This is a genomic window from Herbaspirillum sp. Her4, assembly GCF_057961335.1.
Genome location: NZ_CM176330.1, coordinates 2,370,057 through 2,388,594 on the forward strand (window position 1 = coordinate 2,370,057; position 18,538 = coordinate 2,388,594).

Here is an 18,538-nt window from a genome sequence, read left to right on the forward strand (position 1 = left end):
CCGCCTGCTCCGGGCTTGTGGCCGCCGGAACGGGTGCGGGGAGGGGGATATTACCTAAAAATTCACGCTTCGGGTTTTTTGCGGCCATGCCGTTTGATATCAAGGGGGCGCCGGTGGCTGTTACAAGCTGTTTCCAAGTTGACGATTGTTGACACAAATCTGCAAGCAAGGCGCGCGCATAATGCCATTGAGCCTGCTGATGAGTCTGATGCCAGTCATCGGTGGGAGCGGTTGGACGCGTTGTGTCTACAGTCTGCGTTTCAATCGCGATTCAATCGTGTTCATCGTTTTTTTGATTTTTCATCTTCGTTGGGAGCGTCATCATGAGTCCGCAAGAAACCCAAGCCCTTCAGGATTTTCTCCAGCAACTGACGCAGGTGCAGGGCATCAGCAAGGATGCCCAGGCCGATGCCATGATCCAGGCGGCGGTGGCGCGTCAGCCGGATGCGGCGTATCTGCTGGTGCAACGGGCCTTGTTGATGGAGCAGGCCCTCAACGCGACCAAGGCCCAGGTGGCAGCCCTGCAGAATCAGGTGCAGTCGTTGCAGGCCAATGCCGCAGGCGGCGCGCGGAGTTCTGGCTTTCTCGATGGCAACGCCTGGGGCAACGCGCCCGCGGCAGCCTCGGCACGTCCGCAGCCTGCGGCCCCGGCTTATATGCCGGCCCCTGCACAGCCTTATCCCGCACCCCAGCAGGCCGTGCCTGCCTATCAGGCAGCCCCGGCGGCAGCGCCTTCGTCCGGGTTCTTTGGCGGCGGCATGGGCAGCATGCTGGGCACGGTGGCGGCGACCGCAGCGGGCGTGGCCGGTGGCGCCTTCCTGTATCAAGGCATCGAGCACCTCTTCAATGGCAACAGCGGATCGGGACTGGCGCACCAGAACGGCTTGAGCGCGCCGGTGGAAAATATCGAGAACACTACCGTCAACAACTATTACGGCAATGATGGGGACCGCAAATCGGATTTCGCCAGCAATGACAGTGGCAGCGACTCCGGCAGCAGCAGCGATCTTGCCGATCTGAGCAATTTCGATGTGGATGACGGCGGGGGATACGACGATACCCTGGTGTAAGCCGCAATCCCCCTCTGAGAAGCCTGCGCGAGCAGGCTTTTTTTACGCCCCGCTTTTCCGTAGGCGCATTCCCGCGTCGTGGGTATGTCCTGATCTCGCTTGACTTCAAGCAGTACGCTACCTATGATGCGCATACATCGATGCATATGCATTGTTTTGTGCGATCCCCGGCGCGGCCTCGTTGACGCCGGATTGTCATCCCTCGCCAACCGGATTCCCCATGAGCAAGGACATCTGCACCTGCGCCCCCCTGCGTCGTCTCACCCGCAGGATCACCATCATCTATGACCATCACCTGCAGGACAGCGAACTGAGCATCACCCAGTATTCGTTGTTGAGCCGCATCGGCCGCAAGGGACCGATCGCCAACATCGTGCTGGCGCAGGACATGGGCATGGACCGCAGCACCCTGAGCCGCACCCTGAAACCCCTGGTGGCCGCCGGCTGGATCGAGACCGTCGACCTGCCCGACGATGCCCTGCTGGACAAGCGCTCCTTCGCCCTGCAACTCTCCCGCTCCGGCCGCGCCAAGCTGGAGGAAGCCCGGCCGCGCTGGCGGCGTGCCCAGGACGAGATCGACCGCCGTCTCGGTCCCAAGCTCGCGCGCGAATTCAATGACCTCATCGAAGATGCCTATGCCCGCCTGCAGGACGCCTGACGCGCCAGCAGGCCCGGTTTGAAGCTGCAATGAACCTTGCTTCACCCGACGATTCGCTCCCACCCATCCAACAAGCTCGCACTGCCCTCCCGACAGGATCGCCATGAACAAACTGACCCAATCGCTGGCCAACGCCGTCACGCCCCGCTTCCACTATGCCTGGGTGGTGGTGGGCGTGATCTTCCTCGTGCTGCTGTGTTCGGCCGGCATCCGCGCCACGCCTTCGGTGATGATCCTGCCGCTGGAACAGGAGTTCGGCTGGAACCGCTCCACCATCTCGGTGGTGATCTCGGTCAACATCGCCTTGTATGGCCTGATCGGACCATTCTCGGCGGCAGCCATGCAGCGCTTCGGCATCCGCCGCGTGGTGCTGGGGGCGCTGGTGCTGCTGGCCAGCGGCACGGCCCTGTCGACCCTCATGCACATGCCCTGGCACATGCTGCTGTCGTGGGGTTTGCTGGTCGGTGCCGGTACCGGCGTGGCGGCCAACACTCTGGGGGCCACCATCGTCAGCCGCTGGTTCGAGACCCGGCGCGGCCTGGCCATGGGCTTGCTGACGGCCAGTGCGGCTACCGGGCAGATGGTGTTCCTGCCGTTGATGGCCTCCATGGTGGGCAGCTACGGCTGGCGCTCGGTGGCTTTCCTGGTGTCGGCGGTGGCGCTGCTGGCCATTCCGCTGGTGTGGCTGCTGCTGCCGGAAGGCCCGGCGGCCATCGGCCAGAAGATGCTCGGCCAGACCAGCGAGACCGCCGATGATGGCCGCTCCAGGCGCAATCCGTTGGCCATCGCCTTCGATGCGTTGCGCACGTCGGTGCGCATGCCGGACTTCTGGCTGCTGTTCATGAGCTTCTTCGTCTGCGGGCTCTCCACCAATGGCTACATCGGCACGCAGTTCATCGCCATGTGCAATGACTACGGCATCAATGAAGTCAAAGGCGCTTCCATCCTGGCGGCCATGGGCATGCTGGACCTGGTCGGTACCACGCTCTCGGGCTGGCTCTCGGACCGCTACAATCCGCGCGTGCTGCTGTTCTGGTATTATGGCTTGCGCGGGCTGGCGCTGATCTTCCTGCCGTACGCATTTGGCTTGCAGTATTACGGACTGGCCATCTTCGCCATCTTCTATGGCCTGGACTGGATCGCCACCGTGCCGCCGACCGTGCGCCTGGCCAATGACGTCTTCGGCCGCCTGGCCGCGCCCATCGTGTTCGGCTGGATCGTGGCCGGGCACCAGCTCGGCGCCGCTACTGCCACCACGGTGGCCGGCTACATGCGGGCGACGCTGGGCAACTACACGCTGTCGTCGATCATGATGGGCGTGGCCTGTCTGATCGGCGCGGTGCTGGTGTTGCGCATCAAGGGACATCCGGGAGCGCAGCCGCAACCGGCCAGCGCGTAAATCATTTCACCTGTGTCTTTTGGAGAAGGCCAGCTTTCTTGTGGAAGCTGGCCTTTTTTTCCTATATCGGGCATTTGGGACAATCGCGGAGACCGTCGGCAGCATGCCAGAATGCGCTCTTTCGCCAGCCGGGGCGCTGGCCCATTTTCCTCGCTCGATGATGAACAAGACTCTCCGGCTACTCCTGCCGCGCCGTCTGGCGCGGCTGCCTCTTCAGCTCGCGTTGCTCGCTTGCACGCTCTCCCTGATGCGTGGCGTGCAGGCCGCCGAAGCCCTCATGCCCGCCGTCGAAGACAAGACCCCGCTGCTGATGCCGCCGCAAGCCGCCGCACGGCCCGCCTACCTGGCACGTGCGCAGCGCCGCTTCGAGCAGGGCAGCCAGGGCAACCAGATCATCGGGCAGCTGCAGGGCGGACTGTTCTGTACCCGCAGGAACGAGATCGTCTGGAACCAGAACAGTGCCGAAGTGATGTTGCCGACCAATGCGCTGTTCCTGCGCTTTCGCAGCGAGCTGCAGCAGCATGGCTATCCGGTGCCGGCGTCCCCGGCCGAACCGCTGTTCCGGGAACAAGACGCTGCCCAGGAACGCGCCCGGCCAGCCGACTTCAACCTCCAGGTAGGCGTGGTCATCAGCCAGTTTCAGACCAATCTCTGCGCCAAGGGCGGCGACAGCTGGACCGGCGAGGCCTATCTCCGCCTGGAATGGCAGGTGTTCGCGCCGGAGCAGCGCAAGGTGATCTATCGCGGCATGAGCGAAGGCGTATTCCGTTCGCGTGAGCGCAGTCTTGATGGCAGCGTGCCGCCGATTCCGATGGAAGCCTTCGGCGCGGCGGTCCGCAATCTGCTGGCCGATCCGCGCTTTGCGCTGGCGCTGCAATCGCCCTATGACAGCGTGGCCGCGGCTGCAATTGGCGGTGCCGGCAGCGACGTTGCGCGCGCACCGGAGGCCATGCCGGCAGGCAGCCCGCTGGCCATCGACAACCAGCCCGCCGAACGGGGCAATGGCGAAATTGCCAGGGTGATGCCGGAGTTGCGTTCGGCGGTGGTCACGGTGCTGACCGAACGCGGCTCCGGTACCGGTTTCTACATCGGCAGTTCCGGCTGGCTGCTGACCAACCAGCATGTGATCGGGCAGGCGCGCGCGGTGCGGGTGCGCCTGCCGACCGGAAGAGAACTGCTTGCTGAAGTCGTGCGGGTGGATGCGGCGCGTGACATCGCGCTGCTGAAGACCGAAGCGCCGGGTGTGCGGCCGATGCCGCTGCGCATGGGCGAGCCGGGTATCGGCGAGGATGTGTATGCGCTGGGTTCTCCGCTGGGCGATGCCTTCAATACCACGCTCACGCGCGGCATCCTCAGTGGCGTGCGCAAGGTGCGCGATCTGGATTTCCTGCAGAGCGATGTGGCGATCCTGCCGGGCAGCAGCGGCGGTCCCTTGCTGGACAAGTCAGGCCAGGTGATCGGCATCACCGTGGCCGGGCTGGGGGCCAAGGGACTGGCCGGGATGAACTTCTTCATCCCGGTCGGCAGTGCCATCGAGCGCCTGCAATTGCAGTTGCAGAACCGCGATCAGCGCAAGCCCTGATCCGCTCTGCTGCTGCACGCAGCGGGCAGCAGCGTTCAATCCCACTGCGGCGCAAATCCCGGATTGGCAAGCCGCTCGCCACGGTCGAGCGCAGCGATGGCCTGCATCTCCGCCTCGGAGAGTGTCAACCGTTGCGCCTGCAGATTGGCGGCCAGGTTCTCGCGTCGGGTCGAGGAGGGGATCACCGCAAAGCCCTGCTGCAGCGACCAGGCCAGCGCCACTTGTGCGGCCGACACTCCATGGCGGGCGGCGATCTCCAGCAGCGTCGCGTCCTCCATCACCTTGCCATACGCCAGCGGCATGTAGGCCGTCAGGTGGATGCCCTTGGCACGGGCAAAATCGATCACCTTGCGGTTCTGCAGGAAGGGATGGATCTCGACCTGATTGGTGGCAATGGCTTCCGCACCGACGGCGGCGATGGCCTGCTCCATGTGCGCGATGGTGAAGTTGGAAATGCCGATCAGGCGCGTGAGCCCCTGTGCCTTGGCCTCCGCCAGTGCCTGCAGGTAGTCGGCCACCGGCAGTTCATCCTGGGGGGAAGGCCAGTGGATCAGCGTCAGGTCGACCTGATCGAGGCGCAGCTTGTGCAGGCTTTCCTTGAGGCTGGGGAGGAGCTTGTCGCGGGCAAGGTTCTCGGTCCAGATCTTGGTGGTCACGAAGAGATCATCGCGGGCCACGCCGCTCTCGGCGATGGCTTGGCCGACTTCGGCTTCGTTGCCGTAGATCTGCGCGGTATCGATGTGGCGATAGCCGAGGTCCAGGCCGTTGCGGATCGAATCGATGACCTGCTGGTCCTTGAGACGGAAGGTGCCCAGGCCCAGGGTGGGGAGGGTGGAGGTGTGCATGACTTGTCCTTTGCGTTGATGATGATGCCCGGCAGGCCAGTGCTGCCGGGGCGATCAGGATCAGAGCGATTGAGTATCGGACAATTCCTTTGTCGCTTGAAGTGCCGCACGGACAAATCATTGTTGAATTCAAGTCAATAATGCATGCGCGGCATTTGCCGGTCTGCCTCGCACTTCCCGGCGACGGGTGAGGCGATGCGCATCGTTCCCTGCGTTCTGCCGAGACGGTATCCGAGGCAACTGCCAAACCCGACGCACAGCTTGTCGCATTGGTAACGCTACCAGCCGCAATGCTAGAATGCCGCCATGTCCGAAAAGCGTATGCCTCCTCCAGATTCTCCGATGCAAATCACCAGTGCCGAGCGCGACGACGACAGCGCCGAACCGCGCCGCCGTGCTGCCCGCAAGAGCGCCGGTGGCATCACGCTGCGCGACGTGGCGCAGCTGGCGGGCGTGGCACCGATCACTGCATCGCGTGCGCTCAATACACCGTCGGCAGTCTCGCCCAAGGTCTTGCAGAAGGTGCGTGAGGCGGTCGAGAAAACCGGTTACGTGCCCAACCTGCTGGCCGGCGGACTGGCCTCCAACAAGAGCCGGCTGGTGGCGGTGGTGGTGCCGACCGTCATCGGTCCGGTGTTCCAGGAAATCGTCCATACCCTGACCGAAACGCTGGCTGCGGCCGGCTACCAGGTCATGCTGGGCCAGAGCGGCTACGAGAATTCGCGCGAAGATGCGCTGCTGGAAGCCATCATCGGGCGCCGTCCCGATGGCGTGGTGCTGACCGGCATCATGCGTTCGGCAGAAGCGCGCAAGCGGCTGCTGGCCAGCGGTATCCCGGTGGTGGAAACCTGGGACCTGACACCGACCCCCATCGACATGCTGGTGGGCTTCTCGCACGAAGCCATCGGCCGTGAGGTGGCGCGCTACCTGCATGCGCGCGGACGCCGCAAGGTGGCCGTGGTGGGCGGACGCGATGAGCGCAGCCAGCGGCGCATGAATGCCTTCGCGCAGGAGTGCGCGGCGCTGGGCATGCAGCAGGGCAGGGGAGAGGTTCCCATGTATCACGTCGTCGCCCCGACGACGCTGGGGCAAGGCCGCCAAGGCTTGGCCGAACTGCTGCAGGCGCAGCCTGATCTGGATGCCATCTTCTGCAGCTCCGACCTGCTGGCGCTGGGCGTGATGATCGAAGCGCAGAGCCGCGGCATCGCCATTCCCGGCCAACTGGCCGTGGTCGGTTTCGGCGATCTGGAATTCTCGCGCGACCTGCAGCCGCGTCTGACCACGGTGCGCATCGATGGCACCGGCATCGGGCAGCGCGCCGCGCGCTTCATCATCGAGCGCGCCTCGGGCAGCGAGGTCAGCGAGCGTATTGTCGATGTCGGCTTCTCCATCATCGCGCGCGACAGCGCCTGAGTTTTCGCCGAAGCGCCTCATCCTTCCTGATGTGCTGATGCCTTGAGGCAATCAACACTTCCCCATTGACAGTCAAAATTGGTACCGCTACCATGCATTCTATTCAAATTTGGTACCGCTACCAATTTGCAGTCTGATCGTTTCCGTTTCCGGAGAAAACCCGCCATGACCCAGAACCCAGCTTTCGCATCGTCCCCGACATCGTCGCCATCCCAGCACAAGGGCGCGCCGCGCGTGACCGACATGCGCGTCATCCCGGTGGCCGGGCATGACAGCATGCTCTTGAACCTCTCGGGGGCGCATGGTCCGTATTTCACGCGCAATATCGTCATCCTCACCGACAGTGCCGGCAACACCGGCGTGGGCGAAGTGCCGGGCGGGGAGGGTATCCGCCAGACGCTCGACGATGCGCGCTCGCTGGTGGTGGGCCAGTCCATCGGCAATGTGCAGGCCATCCTCAATCGTGCGCGTACCGCCTTTGCGGATCGCGATGTGGGTGGACGCGGCCTGCAGACCTTTGACCTGCGCATCGCCATCCATGCCGTGACCGCGCTGGAGGCGGCCCTGCTGGACCTGCTGGGCAAGTTCCTCGACGTGCCGGTGGCGGCCTTGCTGGGCGAGGGCCAGCAGCGCGATGAGGTGGAGATGCTGGGGTATCTGTTCTACGTGGCCGATCGCCGCAAGACTGACCTGCCGTATCTGGCCGCGGCGGATGCGGACGATGACTGGCTGCGCCTGCGCCACGAAGCCGCGCTCACGCCGGAGGCGGTGGTGCGCCTGGCCGAGGCGGCCTATGCGCGTTACGGCTTCAATGACTTCAAGCTCAAGGGGGGCGTGATGCGCGGCGAGGAGGAGATCGCCGCCGTCACCGCCCTGGCCGAGCGCTTCCCCAAGGCACGCATCACGCTCGATCCGAATGGCGGCTGGCTGCTCAAGGATGCCATTCGCCTGTGCCGCGACCAGCATGATGTGCTGGCCTATGCGGAAGATCCCTGTGGTGCTGAAGACGGCTACTCGGGCCGCGAGGTGATGGCAGAATTCCGCCGTGCTACCGGCCTGCAGACCGCTACCAACATGGTAGCGACCGATTGGCGCCAGATGGGGCATGCGATCTCGCTGCAATCGGTGGATATCCCGCTGGCCGATCCGCATTTCTGGACCATGCAGGGCTCGGTGCGTGTCGCGCAGATGTGCCATGAATGGGGCCTGACCTGGGGTTCGCATTCGAACAACCACTTCGATATTTCCCTGGCCATGTTCACTCACGTGGCCGCGGCCGCACCCGGCAAGATCACCGCCATCGATACCCACTGGATCTGGCAGGACGGCCAGCGTCTCACGCGTGAACCCCTGCAGATCGTCGGCGGCAAGGTCAAGGTGCCGGCCAAGCCGGGGCTGGGCGTGGAGCTGGATATGGAACAGGTCGAGGCGGCGCACCAGACCTACCGCAACATGGGGCTGGGCGCGCGCGATGATGCGGTGGCCATGCAATACCTGATCCCTGGCTGGAAATTCGATCCCAAGAAACCTTGCCTGGTGCGTTGAGCAAGGGTCTTCATCTGTTTTGACGAGGCTGCGAGAAGAGCGCGATCGACGCGTCGGCGGCCTGCACTTTCTTTCATCAACCGGCAGTACGGGCTCATACGAGGAGACAACCCGTGAATCCATCCCAGTCCTCCCCCGCAGCGAACCAGGTCCTCACCTCGGCGGTGAGCAAGATCAAGTGGCGCATCCTGCCGCTGTTCGTGGCCATGTTCATCATCAACTACATCGACCGCGTCAACATCGGTTTCGTGCGCAGTCATCTCGCGACCGATCTCGGCATCGGCGCAGCGGCCTTTGGTTTGGGCGCGGGGCTGTTCTTCGTCGGCTATGCCATCTTCGAAGTCCCTTCCAACATGCTGCTGCAACGCTATGGGGCCCGCGCCTGGCTCACGCGCATCATGTTCACCTGGGGCCTGGTGGCGGCTTGCATGGCCTTCGTGCACAGCGAGACCAGCTTTTATTTCATGCGCTTTTTGCTGGGCGTGACCGAGGCCGGTTTCTTTCCGGGCGTGGTGTATTACTTCACGCAATGGCTGCCCAACCATGAGCGTGGCCGGGCGATGGCGGTGTTCCTGTCGGGGTCGGCAATTGCTTCGATTCTCTCCGGTCCGATCACCGGTGCGCTGCTGCTGATTGAAGGTGGCGGACTGCATGGCTGGCAATGGATGTTCATCATCGAGGGCGGTGCGTCGATGCTGTTCTGCGTGGTGGTGTGGAAGGTGCTGGACTCCACGCCGCGCGATGCCAAGTGGCTCTCGCCGGAACAACGCGAGGCGCTGGCTACGGTCATCGCGGCCGAACAGGAGCAGCGTGCCGCCAATCGTCCAGCGCACGTTTCGGCGCTGACCTTGTTGCGTGATCCGCAGATCGTGCTGTTCTGCCTGATCTATTTCGCCATCCAGCTGACCATCTATGGCGCCACCTTCTGGCTGCCGACCATCATCAAGAAGATGGGCCACTTCAATGATTTCCAGGTCGGCCTGTTCAACTCGATTCCGTGGATCGTGGCGATTGCGGCGATGTATGTCTTTGCCGTGCTGGCCGCGCGCTACAAGAAGCCGCAGTTCTGGGTGGCGACCACACTGGTGATTTCGGCCATCGGCATGGCGGTCTCGGCTTCGGCCGGTCCCGTGATCGGCTTCGTGGCGGTGTGCTTTGCGGGCATCGGTTTCAAGGCCGCTTCGTCCTTGTTCTGGCCCATTCCGCAGGCTTATCTGGACGCGCGCATTGCGGCAGCGGTGCTGGCGCTGATCAATTCGCTGGGTAACCTGGGCGGCTTCTTCGCACCGGCTACCTTCGGCTACCTGGAGCAGAAGACCGGTTCCATTCAGGGCGGACTGTACGCATTGTCGGGGGCCTCGCTGGTGGCGGCGGTGCTGGTATTTCTGGCACGGACCCGGCCGTCGGTGCAGGACGGCGGCGGCTCGGCTGAAGGCCGCACAGAACCGGTGGCCAAGCACGCGGTGTGAGCACGGCGCGCGATTGATTTCTCCGAGGTCTTCCTCGTTTGCGTCCGCCCGCCCGTGATCTCACGGTGCGCCGGGCGCATTTTTACGCGGGTGGAGCGCGCCGGTTTTGTCCAAGCAGAGGGGCCGGCCACACGCCTATAATGGCAGCCTGCACACCGCCATCACGGCGGAACAGTCGCCGCCTCCCAGGCGGCGAGACATCAAGGCAGCCCGTCCATGGACACCCTCTACCACCTGATCGAGCAATACGGTCTGATCCTCGTTTTCGTCAACGTGCTGGTCGAGCAACTGGGCGCGCCGGTGCCGGCCTATCCCACGCTGATCATCACCGGTGCGCTCTCGGCGACCGGACGCTACTCGCCGGCGCTGTTGCTGCTGCTGGCGGTGAGTGCGGCACTCATTGCCGACTATTGCTGGTATCTCGCCGGCCGCCGCTACGGCCGCCAGATCATGTCGCGCCTGTGCCGTATTTCGCTCTCGCCGGACTCCTGTGTGCGCCAGACCGAATCGATCTACCTGCGCTGGGGCGCGCGTTCGCTCTTGCTGGCCAAGTTCATTCCGGGCTTCGCCTCGATTGCCAGTGCGCTCTCCGGCACCATGGGCACACGCCGCATCAGCTTCCTGCTGTGGGATGCGGCGGGCAGCGCCCTGTGGGCGGGACTGGGGATTTTCCTCGGTTCGCTCTTCAGCTCGGCCGTGGATGACCTGCTCAATGTGCTGGCGCAATTGGGCCATTACGGCATGCTCATGATTGCCGTGGCGCTGGCAGCCTTCGTGGCCAACAAGTGGTGGCAGCGCCGGCGTTTCCGCAAGTCGCTGGAGATGGCGCGTATTTCAGTGGATGAATTGAATACCATGCTCGAAGAGGGCAATGCGCCCACCATCATCGATGTGCGTTCGCCGCTGTCGCAGCAGGATGGCCGCATTCCGGGTGCGGTCACGATTTCCAACCAGGAAATCCAGACCTTCGTCTTCGATGGCCCCGTCGAGGGTGAGGTGGTGGTGTATTGCGCCTGTCCCAACGAGGCCTCGGCGGCCATGGTGGCGCGCCAGCTGATGCGGCGCGGCTACACGCGCGTGCGGCCGCTCACGGGCGGCATCGATGCCTGGCGCGCCGCAGGTTACGCCATCGATGTCTGAATCGCGGTGCCCTGGCGGATGGTCTTGGTGACCGGGGTCTTTTCGCAGATCTCGGCCAGGCGCGTGAGCTGTTCTTGCGACAGGGCATTGCCGAAGCTGATCTTGCGGGTGATGGTTTCCAGTCCGCTGTCGTCTCGCCCGAAGTGGGCGTCCACCGAGATGCTGCCCAGGTCCCAGCCCTTGCGGTCGGCGTACATGCGCAACGTGAGCGAGGTGCAGGAGGCCAGCGCGGCCAGCAGCAATTCATAGGGGGCCGGACCGGTGTCCTTGCCACCATTGCTCTCGGGTTCGTCGGACTTGAGCTGGTGGATGCGCGCCTTGATGTCCTGGGCGTAGCCGGCGGCGTTGTGCAGGGTGACGTGGGCCATGCGGGTCTCCATTCGGTGAGGTGAGGGGATGGGCGATTGTGGCACAGGCCGGCTGCGCGATCTTGTATTTTCCTGCGCGAAGCATCCCTCCCAAGACGAAATACGGACGAAAAAAAACCACGCTCGCGCGTGGTTTTTTCTTGCCGGGAGGCTGGGTGATCAAGCGAAGTTCTTGGCCACGAAGTCCCAGTTGATGATGCCCCAGTAGTTCTCGACGTACTTGGCGCGTGCATTGCGGTAGTCGATGTAATACGCGTGTTCCCACACGTCCACGGTCAGCAGCGGCTTGCTGTCAGTGGTCAGCGGGGTGCCGGCGCCGGTGGTGTTGACGATGTCCAGGGAACCGTCAGCCTTCTTGACCAGCCAGGTCCAGCCAGAACCGAAGTTGGCCAGGCCTTGCTTGGTGAACTCGGCCTTGAAGGCGTCGAAGGAACCCCACTTGGCATTGATGGCGTCAGCCAGCGCGCCGCTCGGAGCGCCTTGGCCCTTCGGGGTCAGGCCGTTCCAGTAGAAGGTGTGGTTCCACACCTGGGCAGCGTTGTTGAAGATGCCGCCGGAGGATTTCTTGATGATCTCTTCCAGGGACAGGTGTTCGAATTCGGTACCCGGGATCAGGTTGTTCAGGTTGGTCACATAGGTCTGATGGTGCTTGCCATAGTGATATTCCAGGGTTTCCTTGGAAATCGTGGGCGCCAGCGCGTCCAGATCGTAAGGCAGTGCCGGAAGGGTATGTGCCATGATGAATCCTTTCAGTCTTGTTGGTTTGCTACGAAGGGGTCTTTTCCGAACCTGCGATTCTAAAGCGGAAGACAATTCTTTGCACTCGGTCAAATCTGGCGCGCGTCAGTTGCGCATCGGCCTCCAGTGCGGCAATGCGAATGGTTCCCAATGGGAGACGCTGGTCGCCAGCGCAGGCAAGACCGTAGATGCCAGTCCCCGCAAGACGTTCCAGCTCATCCGCGCACTGGCTTCCGATGGTCCCACCCGTAATACGGCGCGCTGCGCTGTATTGCGCCGGAAAATGCTTATGCCAAAAAAGTCTGCCACAGCTGTCAAGCAGGGCGACAGCATTGCCTCAATCCAGCCGTGGCTGCACGCTGGCAATGCCGACCTCGGCACTGCCTTCGGCCAGGCGGATGGTGACCTCACTGCGCGCGGCCAGCTCGGCCGGGGCGTGCAATACACGGCCCTGGCGATCGCTGACGATGGCGTAGCCGCGCTCCAGCGTGCGCTGCGGATTGAGTAGTTCGAGCTGCGTACTCAGCCCCGCCAGCGCCTGCCGCTGGCGCAACTGCCGTGCGGCCTGCGCTCCTTGCAGGCGTCGCGTCAGGTCCAGCAGGTCGCGCCGGGAGTGGGCAGTGTCGGGAATCTGGTGCGACAGATGGGTGGCGAGTTGCTGCAGGCGATGGCGCATGCGGGTCAGCGGCACGCGGGTGGCGTGGGCGAGCCGGGTTTGCAGCGCGGCCAGTTTGACGCGCTCATGCTGTATATACGCACTCGGGTTGACCAGGCGGCGCGAGAGCCAGTCCACGGTCTGCGCTTTTTCGGTCAGGTTGCGGCGCAGGGCGCGCGTGAGGTCATTGGCGTGGCCGCGCAGTTCAGCCAGCCAGTCCTCGCGGGCGGTGGCGGCCAGCTCGGCGGCCGCCGTGGGGGTGGGAGCACGCAGGTCGGCGGCGAAGTCTGCGATGGTGAAATCGGTTTCATGGCCGACACCGGAAATCACCGGCATGCTGGTCTCCACGATGGCGCGCGCCACCACTTCTTCATTGAAGGACCACAGGTCCTCGATGCTGCCGCCGCCACGGCACACCAGCAGCACATCGCATTCGGCGCGCGCGGAGGCGATACGGATGGCATTGGCGATGCGCTGGGCCGAGCCTTCGCCCTGCACGGGCGTGGGGTAGAGGATCACTTCCACATGCGGGGCGCGGCGGCGCAGGGTGGTCAGCACATCGCGCAAGGCGGCGGCCTGCGGGCTGGTGACGATGCCGATGCGGCGCGGGAAGCCCGGCAGGGGGCGCTTGCGGTCGCGGTCGAACAGGCCTTCGCGTTCCAGCCTTTCCTTCAGTTGCACGAAGGCGGCGTAGAGGTCGCCCACGCCGGAGCGGCGGATGGCTTCCACGTTGAGCTGGTAATCGCCGCGCGGCGCGTAGAGCGTCACCAGGGTGCGCACTTCGACCTTGTCGCCTTCGCGCGGCATGAAGCCGGCGTATTGCGCGCGGCCCTTGAACATGACCGCACGCACCTGGGCCCCGTCATCCTTGAGGTTGAAATACCAGTGGCCGGAGGCGGCTCGGGTGAAATTGGAAATCTCGCCCTTGACCCAGATCAGCGGGAAATTGCGCTCCAGCATGCGTGCCACCGCCTGGTTCAGGCCGGAGACGGTCAGGATGGGCGGGCCGCCGTCGGTAGTGGCGGCGGCCGGCATGGCCTCCGGACGCGGGCGGGCAGCGGGGAAGGGCGGGAACTTGTCGGCAGGCATGGGACGCAGGGACTCCAGGGGCGATACAATGCCGCATTGTAAAGCCAAGCCGGCTGCGCTTGCCGAGCCGCGCGCAACCGGCTACATTCTGCACCGCAGAAACGGGCGTGCCGGAGAGGACCGCCGGCTGCACCAGATTCACCGCTCATCCGCATTTCTTAGGAGTACGTTTTGCTCGCCATCATCCTCGCCGCCGGCTGGCCGATCTGGCCTTTGCTGATCGCTTCCATCATCGGCCTGGCGCTGGTCATCGAAAGACTGGCCTACCTGCGCCGCGCGCGCATCCTGCCGCCGGACCTGCTGGGCGAAGTGGTCCGGGTCTACCAGAGCGGTCGCGTCAACGAGGACGTCATCGACAAGCTGGAACAGAATTCCCCGCTGGGCCAAGTACTGGCCGCCGGACTGCGCAACGTCGATGCCCCGCGCGAAGTGATGAAGGAAGCCATCGAAGAGGCCGGCCAGGCCGCCGCGCATCGTCTGGAACGCTTCCTGACCACGCTGGGCACGATCGCTTCGCTGGCGCCGCTCATGGGCCTCTTTGGTACGGTGGTCGGGATGATCGAGATCTTTGCCTCGCAGAATGCGGCCGGAACCAATCCGGCGCAGCTGGCGCACGGTATCTCCATTGCGCTCTACAACACGGGTTTCGGCCTGGCCATTGCCATGCCGGCGCTGGTGTTCTATCGCCACTTCCGCGCCCAGGTCGATGGCTTCGTGGTCGACATGGAGCAGCAGGCCGTCAAGTTCGTGGACATCGTCCACGATGTACGCCGCTGATCTTGGACGACGGAGAACCGCATGAACTTCCGCAAGGGCCGTCCCCGCGAAGACCTGGAGATCAACCTGATCCCCTTCATCGACGTGCTGCTGGTGATCGTGATCTTCCTGATGGTGACCACCACCTACAGCAAGTTCACCGCCCTGCAGGTCACGTTGCCCACGGCCGATGCCCAGAAGGCGCTGGAACAGCCCTTTGAGATCAACATCGCCATCGACGCCAATGGCCGCTACGCCATCAACAACAAGCGCATCGCCGCGCGCGATGCGCAGGGGCTGTCGGAAGAGATGCAGGCTGCGGTGCGCAGCAGCGGCAGCAAGGCTGATCCGGTCATCATCATCAATGCCGACGCGCTGGCCACGCACCAGACCGTGGTCAACGTGATGGAGGCGGCACGCATGGCGGGTTATCCCAAGCTGACCTTCGCGGCGCAGTCGAGCAGCAAGTAGCCGGCCGCGACCCGCACTGAAAATTTGCCAATAGCTTCATGTCATCCAGCAGCGATGGCGCGCCGGCCAGGTCCCGCCTGGCCCGCGTTTTTTTTATTCACTGGAACCCGAAAATGGCCGAATCCAGGCCCACTGCCGAAGCCATCCTGACCCGCGCCTGGCAACAGCGCGGTCCGCTGGCCTGCCTGCTGTGGCCCCTGTCGCTGCTCTTCGGCGCACTGGCGGCGCTGCGCCGCGCGCTCTTCGCGCTGGGCATCAAGCGCGCCGAACGGCTGCCGGTGCCGGTGATCGTGGTGGGCAACGTCTTCGTCGGCGGCACCGGCAAGACCCCGTTTGCGATCTGGCTCATCGAGGCCTTGCGTGCGGCTGGCCTGCGTCCGGGCGTGATTTCGCGCGGCTATGGCGGCGGTGCCGGGCAGACGCTGGAGGTCACGGCCGATGCGGCGGCGGCCCAGGTGGGGGACGAACCCTTGCTGATCGTCCAGCGCACCGGCGTGCCGCTGGTGGTCGGACGGCGCCGGGCCGAGGCCGGGCGCGCCTTGCTGGCGGCGCATCCGGAGGTGGATGTGATCATTTCCGACGATGGCTTGCAGCATTACGCGCTGGCGCGCGACATCGAGATCGTGCTGTCCGATGCGCGCGGTGTCGGCAACGGCTGGCTGCTGCCGGCCGGACCGCTGCGGGAGCCGGCTTCGCGCCGACGGGATTTCTCGGTGGTCAATGTCGGCGCGCAGGGCAGCGCATCCGGCGGCGCGCATGCCATGCGGCTGCAGGCGGACCAGGCCGTGCAACTGGCCCCGCCCGCTGCGCACAAGCCGCTGGAACGGATGGGCGAGGGTGGCGTGAGGCTGGCGGCGGTGGCGGGGATTGGCAATCCCGGGCGGTTTTTTGCGACGCTGGAAGCGGCGGGTCTGTCCTTTGCGCGCCATCCCTTGCCCGACCATTTTGATTTCGCCATTGATCCTTTTGCAGGCCTTGCGGCCGATGTCATCCTGATCACGGAAAAGGATGCAGTAAAATGCAGGGCTATCAAGGCCATCCGAAACGACCCGCGCATCTGGGTCGTGCCTGTCTCGGCGCGCATTGACGGCGCGCTGGCTGAACATATAGTGGAGAAACTCCGTGAACGCCCGACTGCTTGATATCCTGGTTTGCCCCATCTGCAAGGGCCCGCTGGACTATGACAAAAAAGCCCAGGAACTGATCTGCAAGGCAGACAAGCTGGCTTATCCCATCCGCGATGGCATCCCCATCATGTGGGCCGATGAAGCGCGCGAACTGACGGCTGTGCCGGCAGCGCCTGCGGCCTGACGCGAGTCCCCGGTCTCTTGATTCCTGATTTCTGCCTTCCTGCTGCGGTTGATTCCATGACCTTTACCGTCATCATCCCTGCGCGCCTGGCTTCCACGCGCCTGCCCAACAAGCCGCTGGCCGACCTCGGCGGCAAGCCCATGATCGTGCGCGTGGCCGAGCGGGCCGCGCTGTCCGGGGCCACCCGCATCATCGTGGCCACCGACCACCACGACATCCACGCCGCCTGCGAGCAGCATGGCATCGAAGTGGCCATGACCCGCGCCGATCACCCCTCCGGCACCGACCGCATCGCCGAAGTGGCCGCCGCGCTGGGGCTCACCGAGGATGAGGTGGTGGTCAACGTGCAGGGCGATGAACCCCTGATCGATCCGGGCCTGATTGCTGCCACCGCCGCCCACATCAAGGACGGCGTACCCATGGCCACGGCCGCGCACGCCATCGGGACTGCCGAGGATGCCTTCAATCCCAACGTGGTCAAGGTAGTGCTCAACAAGGACGGCTGCGCCATGTATTTCTCGCGCGCCACGATTCCGTGGCATCGCGATGCCTTTGCCAGGTCGCGTGAGTCGCTGCCCGACGCCAGCGGTCCCGATCACGCCAATGAATACGTGCCGCTGCGCCATATCGGCCTGTATGCCTACAGCAACCGTTTCCTGCAGCTCTACCCGACCCTGGCCCCGGCCCCGCTGGAACGCATCGAGGCGCTGGAGCAATTGCGCGTGCTGTGGCATGGCCACGCCATTGCCGTGCACGTGACCTCGATGGTGCCCGAAGCCGGGGTGGATACCCCCGAAGACCTGTTGCGCGTGCGCAAGCATTTCGAGGCGCCGCCGGACAGCCCGCTGGTGCAGACCATCTCCGCGCTCTGATCTCTCGTCTGCGTGGCAGGCATGATCCGCCGCAAGGCCGGCCGGATCGGCCTGCTGTAAGTTCCATGTCAAGCTGACACGACACAATCAGAGTCCGGAGACTGCTTAAAAATCAGGCGTTTGTCATGGTTCGGTAAGATTTTGTGGTAAGTTTCGTCCCAGAGCTGATGCAAACGGCGCGCAAACAAGCTGCATAACCGTCCAGATGGTAGCGATCCTCTGCCATCACGTCGCAAAAGAATTCAAGCATTCATATTCAGAAACCCTCAATTTAGGAAACGACATGCGCCTCATCCTTTTAGGAGCGCCTGGTGCCGGTAAAGGCACGCAAGCCACTTTTATCAAGGAAAAATTCAACATTCCGCAGATCTCCACCGGCGACATGCTGCGCGCGGCCGTGGCTGCGGGCACCGAGCTTGGCATCGCTGCCAAGAAGGTGATGGATGCGGGCGGTCTGGTTTCCGACGACATCATCATTGGCCTGGTCAAGGATCGCCTGAAACAGGCTGACTGTGCCAATGGCTACCTCTTCGACGGCTTCCCGCGCACCACGCGCCAGGCCGATGCGATGAAGGAAGCCGGCGTGGCCATCGACTACGTGCTGGAAATCGACGTGCCCGACAGCGCCATCGTCGAGCGCATGAGCGGTCGCCGCGTGCACCCGGGTTCGGGCCGCACCTATCACGTCAAGTTCAACCCGCCCAAGGTCGAAGGCAAGGATGACCTGACCGGCGAGGCGCTGATCCAGCGTGACGACGACAAGGAAGAAACCGTCAAGAAGCGTCTGGCCGTGTATCACGAGCAGACTGAAGTGCTGGTGGGCTACTACGGTGATTGGGCCAAGTCGGGCCAGCCGGGTGCGCCGAAGTATCGCAAGATCGCCGGCGTCGGTCCGGTGGAAGAAATCAGGGATCGTGCATTTGCCGCCCTGGCGGAGTAAAGTGAAGCGGACTTCGGTCCGCTTTTTTTATGCTGTCGCGCTGGAGGCCATTGGCTCGACAGTCAGCAAAAACTAAGTAAACCGATCACCGGCAGTGACGCCCGCCCGAGGGCGTGGCACCGGCGGCCCGGCAAGGCACAACAACTCCAATAAAAAAGGGCGACGCAATTTGCAGGCGCAGTATCGGCCGCGACGAACCGGAACAGCAGCACCCGGA

At 64.0% G+C, this 18,538-nt stretch carries 18 protein-coding genes; 14 read left to right on the forward strand and 4 right to left on the reverse strand.

Annotation, left to right across the window (positions count from 1 at the left end):
* Positions 1-323: 323 nt before the first annotated feature.
* The 4 genes from ACWFUC_RS10730 (at position 324) to ACWFUC_RS10745 (ending at position 4,709) form a co-directional block, all read left to right on the forward strand.
* Positions 324-1,070 (forward strand): DUF2076 domain-containing protein, encoded by a 747-nt coding sequence (locus ACWFUC_RS10730; RefSeq protein WP_489624876.1) that lies wholly within the window; start codon positions 324-326, stop codon positions 1,068-1,070.
* Between the two features lie 220 nt (positions 1,071-1,290).
* Positions 1,291-1,728, forward strand: coding sequence for a MarR family winged helix-turn-helix transcriptional regulator (locus tag ACWFUC_RS10735; RefSeq protein ID WP_034339376.1), 438 nt, complete (start codon positions 1,291-1,293; stop codon positions 1,726-1,728).
* Positions 1,729-1,831: 103 nt separating this feature from the next.
* A complete protein-coding gene (locus tag ACWFUC_RS10740; RefSeq protein WP_252697659.1) occupies positions 1,832-3,127 on the forward strand; it encodes an MFS transporter in 1,296 nt (431 codons plus the stop codon).
* 277 nt (positions 3,128-3,404) lie between these two features.
* Positions 3,405-4,709, forward strand: a complete 1,305-nt coding sequence (locus ACWFUC_RS10745; RefSeq protein ID WP_489624877.1) for a S1C family serine protease — start codon at positions 3,405-3,407, stop codon at positions 4,707-4,709.
* A 35-nt stretch (positions 4,710-4,744) separates the two neighbouring features.
* On the opposite strand, the gene dkgB is transcribed toward ACWFUC_RS10745, so the two are convergent.
* Positions 4,745-5,554: a 2,5-didehydrogluconate reductase DkgB gene (gene dkgB, locus ACWFUC_RS10750; protein ID WP_489624878.1), complete on the reverse strand. Its 810-nt coding sequence runs from the start codon at positions 5,552-5,554 to the stop codon at positions 4,745-4,747.
* A gap of 342 nt (positions 5,555-5,896) precedes the next feature.
* Between dkgB and ACWFUC_RS10755 the strand changes: the two genes are divergently transcribed.
* From ACWFUC_RS10755 to ACWFUC_RS10770, 4 genes are all read left to right on the forward strand, one after another.
* Positions 5,897-6,967 (forward strand): LacI family DNA-binding transcriptional regulator, encoded by a 1,071-nt coding sequence (locus ACWFUC_RS10755; protein WP_121044057.1) that lies wholly within the window; start codon positions 5,897-5,899, stop codon positions 6,965-6,967.
* Between the two features lie 165 nt (positions 6,968-7,132).
* Positions 7,133-8,512 (forward strand): glucarate dehydratase, encoded by a 1,380-nt coding sequence (gene gudD, locus ACWFUC_RS10760; RefSeq protein ID WP_489624879.1) that lies wholly within the window; start codon positions 7,133-7,135, stop codon positions 8,510-8,512.
* A 113-nt stretch (positions 8,513-8,625) separates the two neighbouring features.
* Positions 8,626-9,981: an MFS transporter gene (locus ACWFUC_RS10765; RefSeq protein ID WP_489624880.1), complete on the forward strand. Its 1,356-nt coding sequence runs from the start codon at positions 8,626-8,628 to the stop codon at positions 9,979-9,981.
* Between the two features lie 216 nt (positions 9,982-10,197).
* A complete protein-coding gene (locus ACWFUC_RS10770; RefSeq protein WP_134221615.1) occupies positions 10,198-11,121 on the forward strand; it encodes a DedA family protein/thiosulfate sulfurtransferase GlpE in 924 nt (307 codons plus the stop codon).
* Here ACWFUC_RS10770 and ACWFUC_RS10775 read toward each other — a convergent pair.
* From ACWFUC_RS10775 to xseA, 3 genes are all read right to left on the reverse strand, one after another.
* A complete protein-coding gene (locus tag ACWFUC_RS10775; protein WP_088755225.1) occupies positions 11,103-11,489 on the reverse strand; it encodes an OsmC family protein in 387 nt (128 codons plus the stop codon). The two genes, ACWFUC_RS10770 and ACWFUC_RS10775, sit on opposite strands and share 19 nt — an antisense overlap.
* 159 nt (positions 11,490-11,648) lie before the next feature.
* Positions 11,649-12,227, reverse strand: coding sequence for a superoxide dismutase [Fe] (gene sodB / locus ACWFUC_RS10780; RefSeq protein ID WP_034339352.1), 579 nt, complete (start codon positions 12,225-12,227; stop codon positions 11,649-11,651).
* A 337-nt stretch (positions 12,228-12,564) separates the two neighbouring features.
* The gene (xseA, locus tag ACWFUC_RS10785; RefSeq protein ID WP_489625533.1) at positions 12,565-13,917 is read right to left on the reverse strand and encodes an exodeoxyribonuclease VII large subunit; all 1,353 of its coding nucleotides are present in this window, start codon (positions 13,915-13,917) and stop codon (positions 12,565-12,567) included.
* Positions 13,918-14,142: 225 nt separating this feature from the next.
* Here xseA and ACWFUC_RS10790 point away from each other — a divergent pair, with 225 nt between their 5' ends.
* The 6 genes from ACWFUC_RS10790 (at position 14,143) to adk (ending at position 18,321) form a co-directional block, all read left to right on the forward strand.
* Positions 14,143-14,748 carry a MotA/TolQ/ExbB proton channel family protein gene (locus ACWFUC_RS10790; RefSeq protein ID WP_034339345.1) on the forward strand — a complete coding sequence of 202 codons (606 nt, stop codon included), beginning with the start codon at positions 14,143-14,145 and terminating at the stop codon, positions 14,746-14,748.
* 21 nt (positions 14,749-14,769) lie between these two features.
* Positions 14,770-15,198, forward strand: a complete 429-nt coding sequence (locus ACWFUC_RS10795) for an ExbD/TolR family protein (protein WP_034339343.1) — start codon at positions 14,770-14,772, stop codon at positions 15,196-15,198.
* Positions 15,199-15,311: 113 nt separating this feature from the next.
* Entirely contained in the window at positions 15,312-16,340 is a 1,029-nt protein-coding gene (lpxK, locus tag ACWFUC_RS10800; RefSeq protein WP_489624881.1) for a tetraacyldisaccharide 4'-kinase, read from the forward strand.
* Positions 16,321-16,509: a Trm112 family protein gene (locus ACWFUC_RS10805; RefSeq protein ID WP_034339340.1), complete on the forward strand. Its 189-nt coding sequence runs from the start codon at positions 16,321-16,323 to the stop codon at positions 16,507-16,509. Before lpxK ends, ACWFUC_RS10805 begins: the two co-directional genes overlap by 20 nt.
* 56 nt (positions 16,510-16,565) lie before the next feature.
* Positions 16,566-17,381, forward strand: coding sequence for a 3-deoxy-manno-octulosonate cytidylyltransferase (kdsB, locus tag ACWFUC_RS10810; RefSeq protein WP_134221618.1), 816 nt, complete (start codon positions 16,566-16,568; stop codon positions 17,379-17,381).
* A 283-nt stretch (positions 17,382-17,664) separates the two neighbouring features.
* A complete protein-coding gene (adk, locus tag ACWFUC_RS10815) occupies positions 17,665-18,321 on the forward strand; it encodes an adenylate kinase (protein ID WP_034339334.1) in 657 nt (218 codons plus the stop codon).
* Positions 18,322-18,538: the final 217 nt, after the last annotated feature.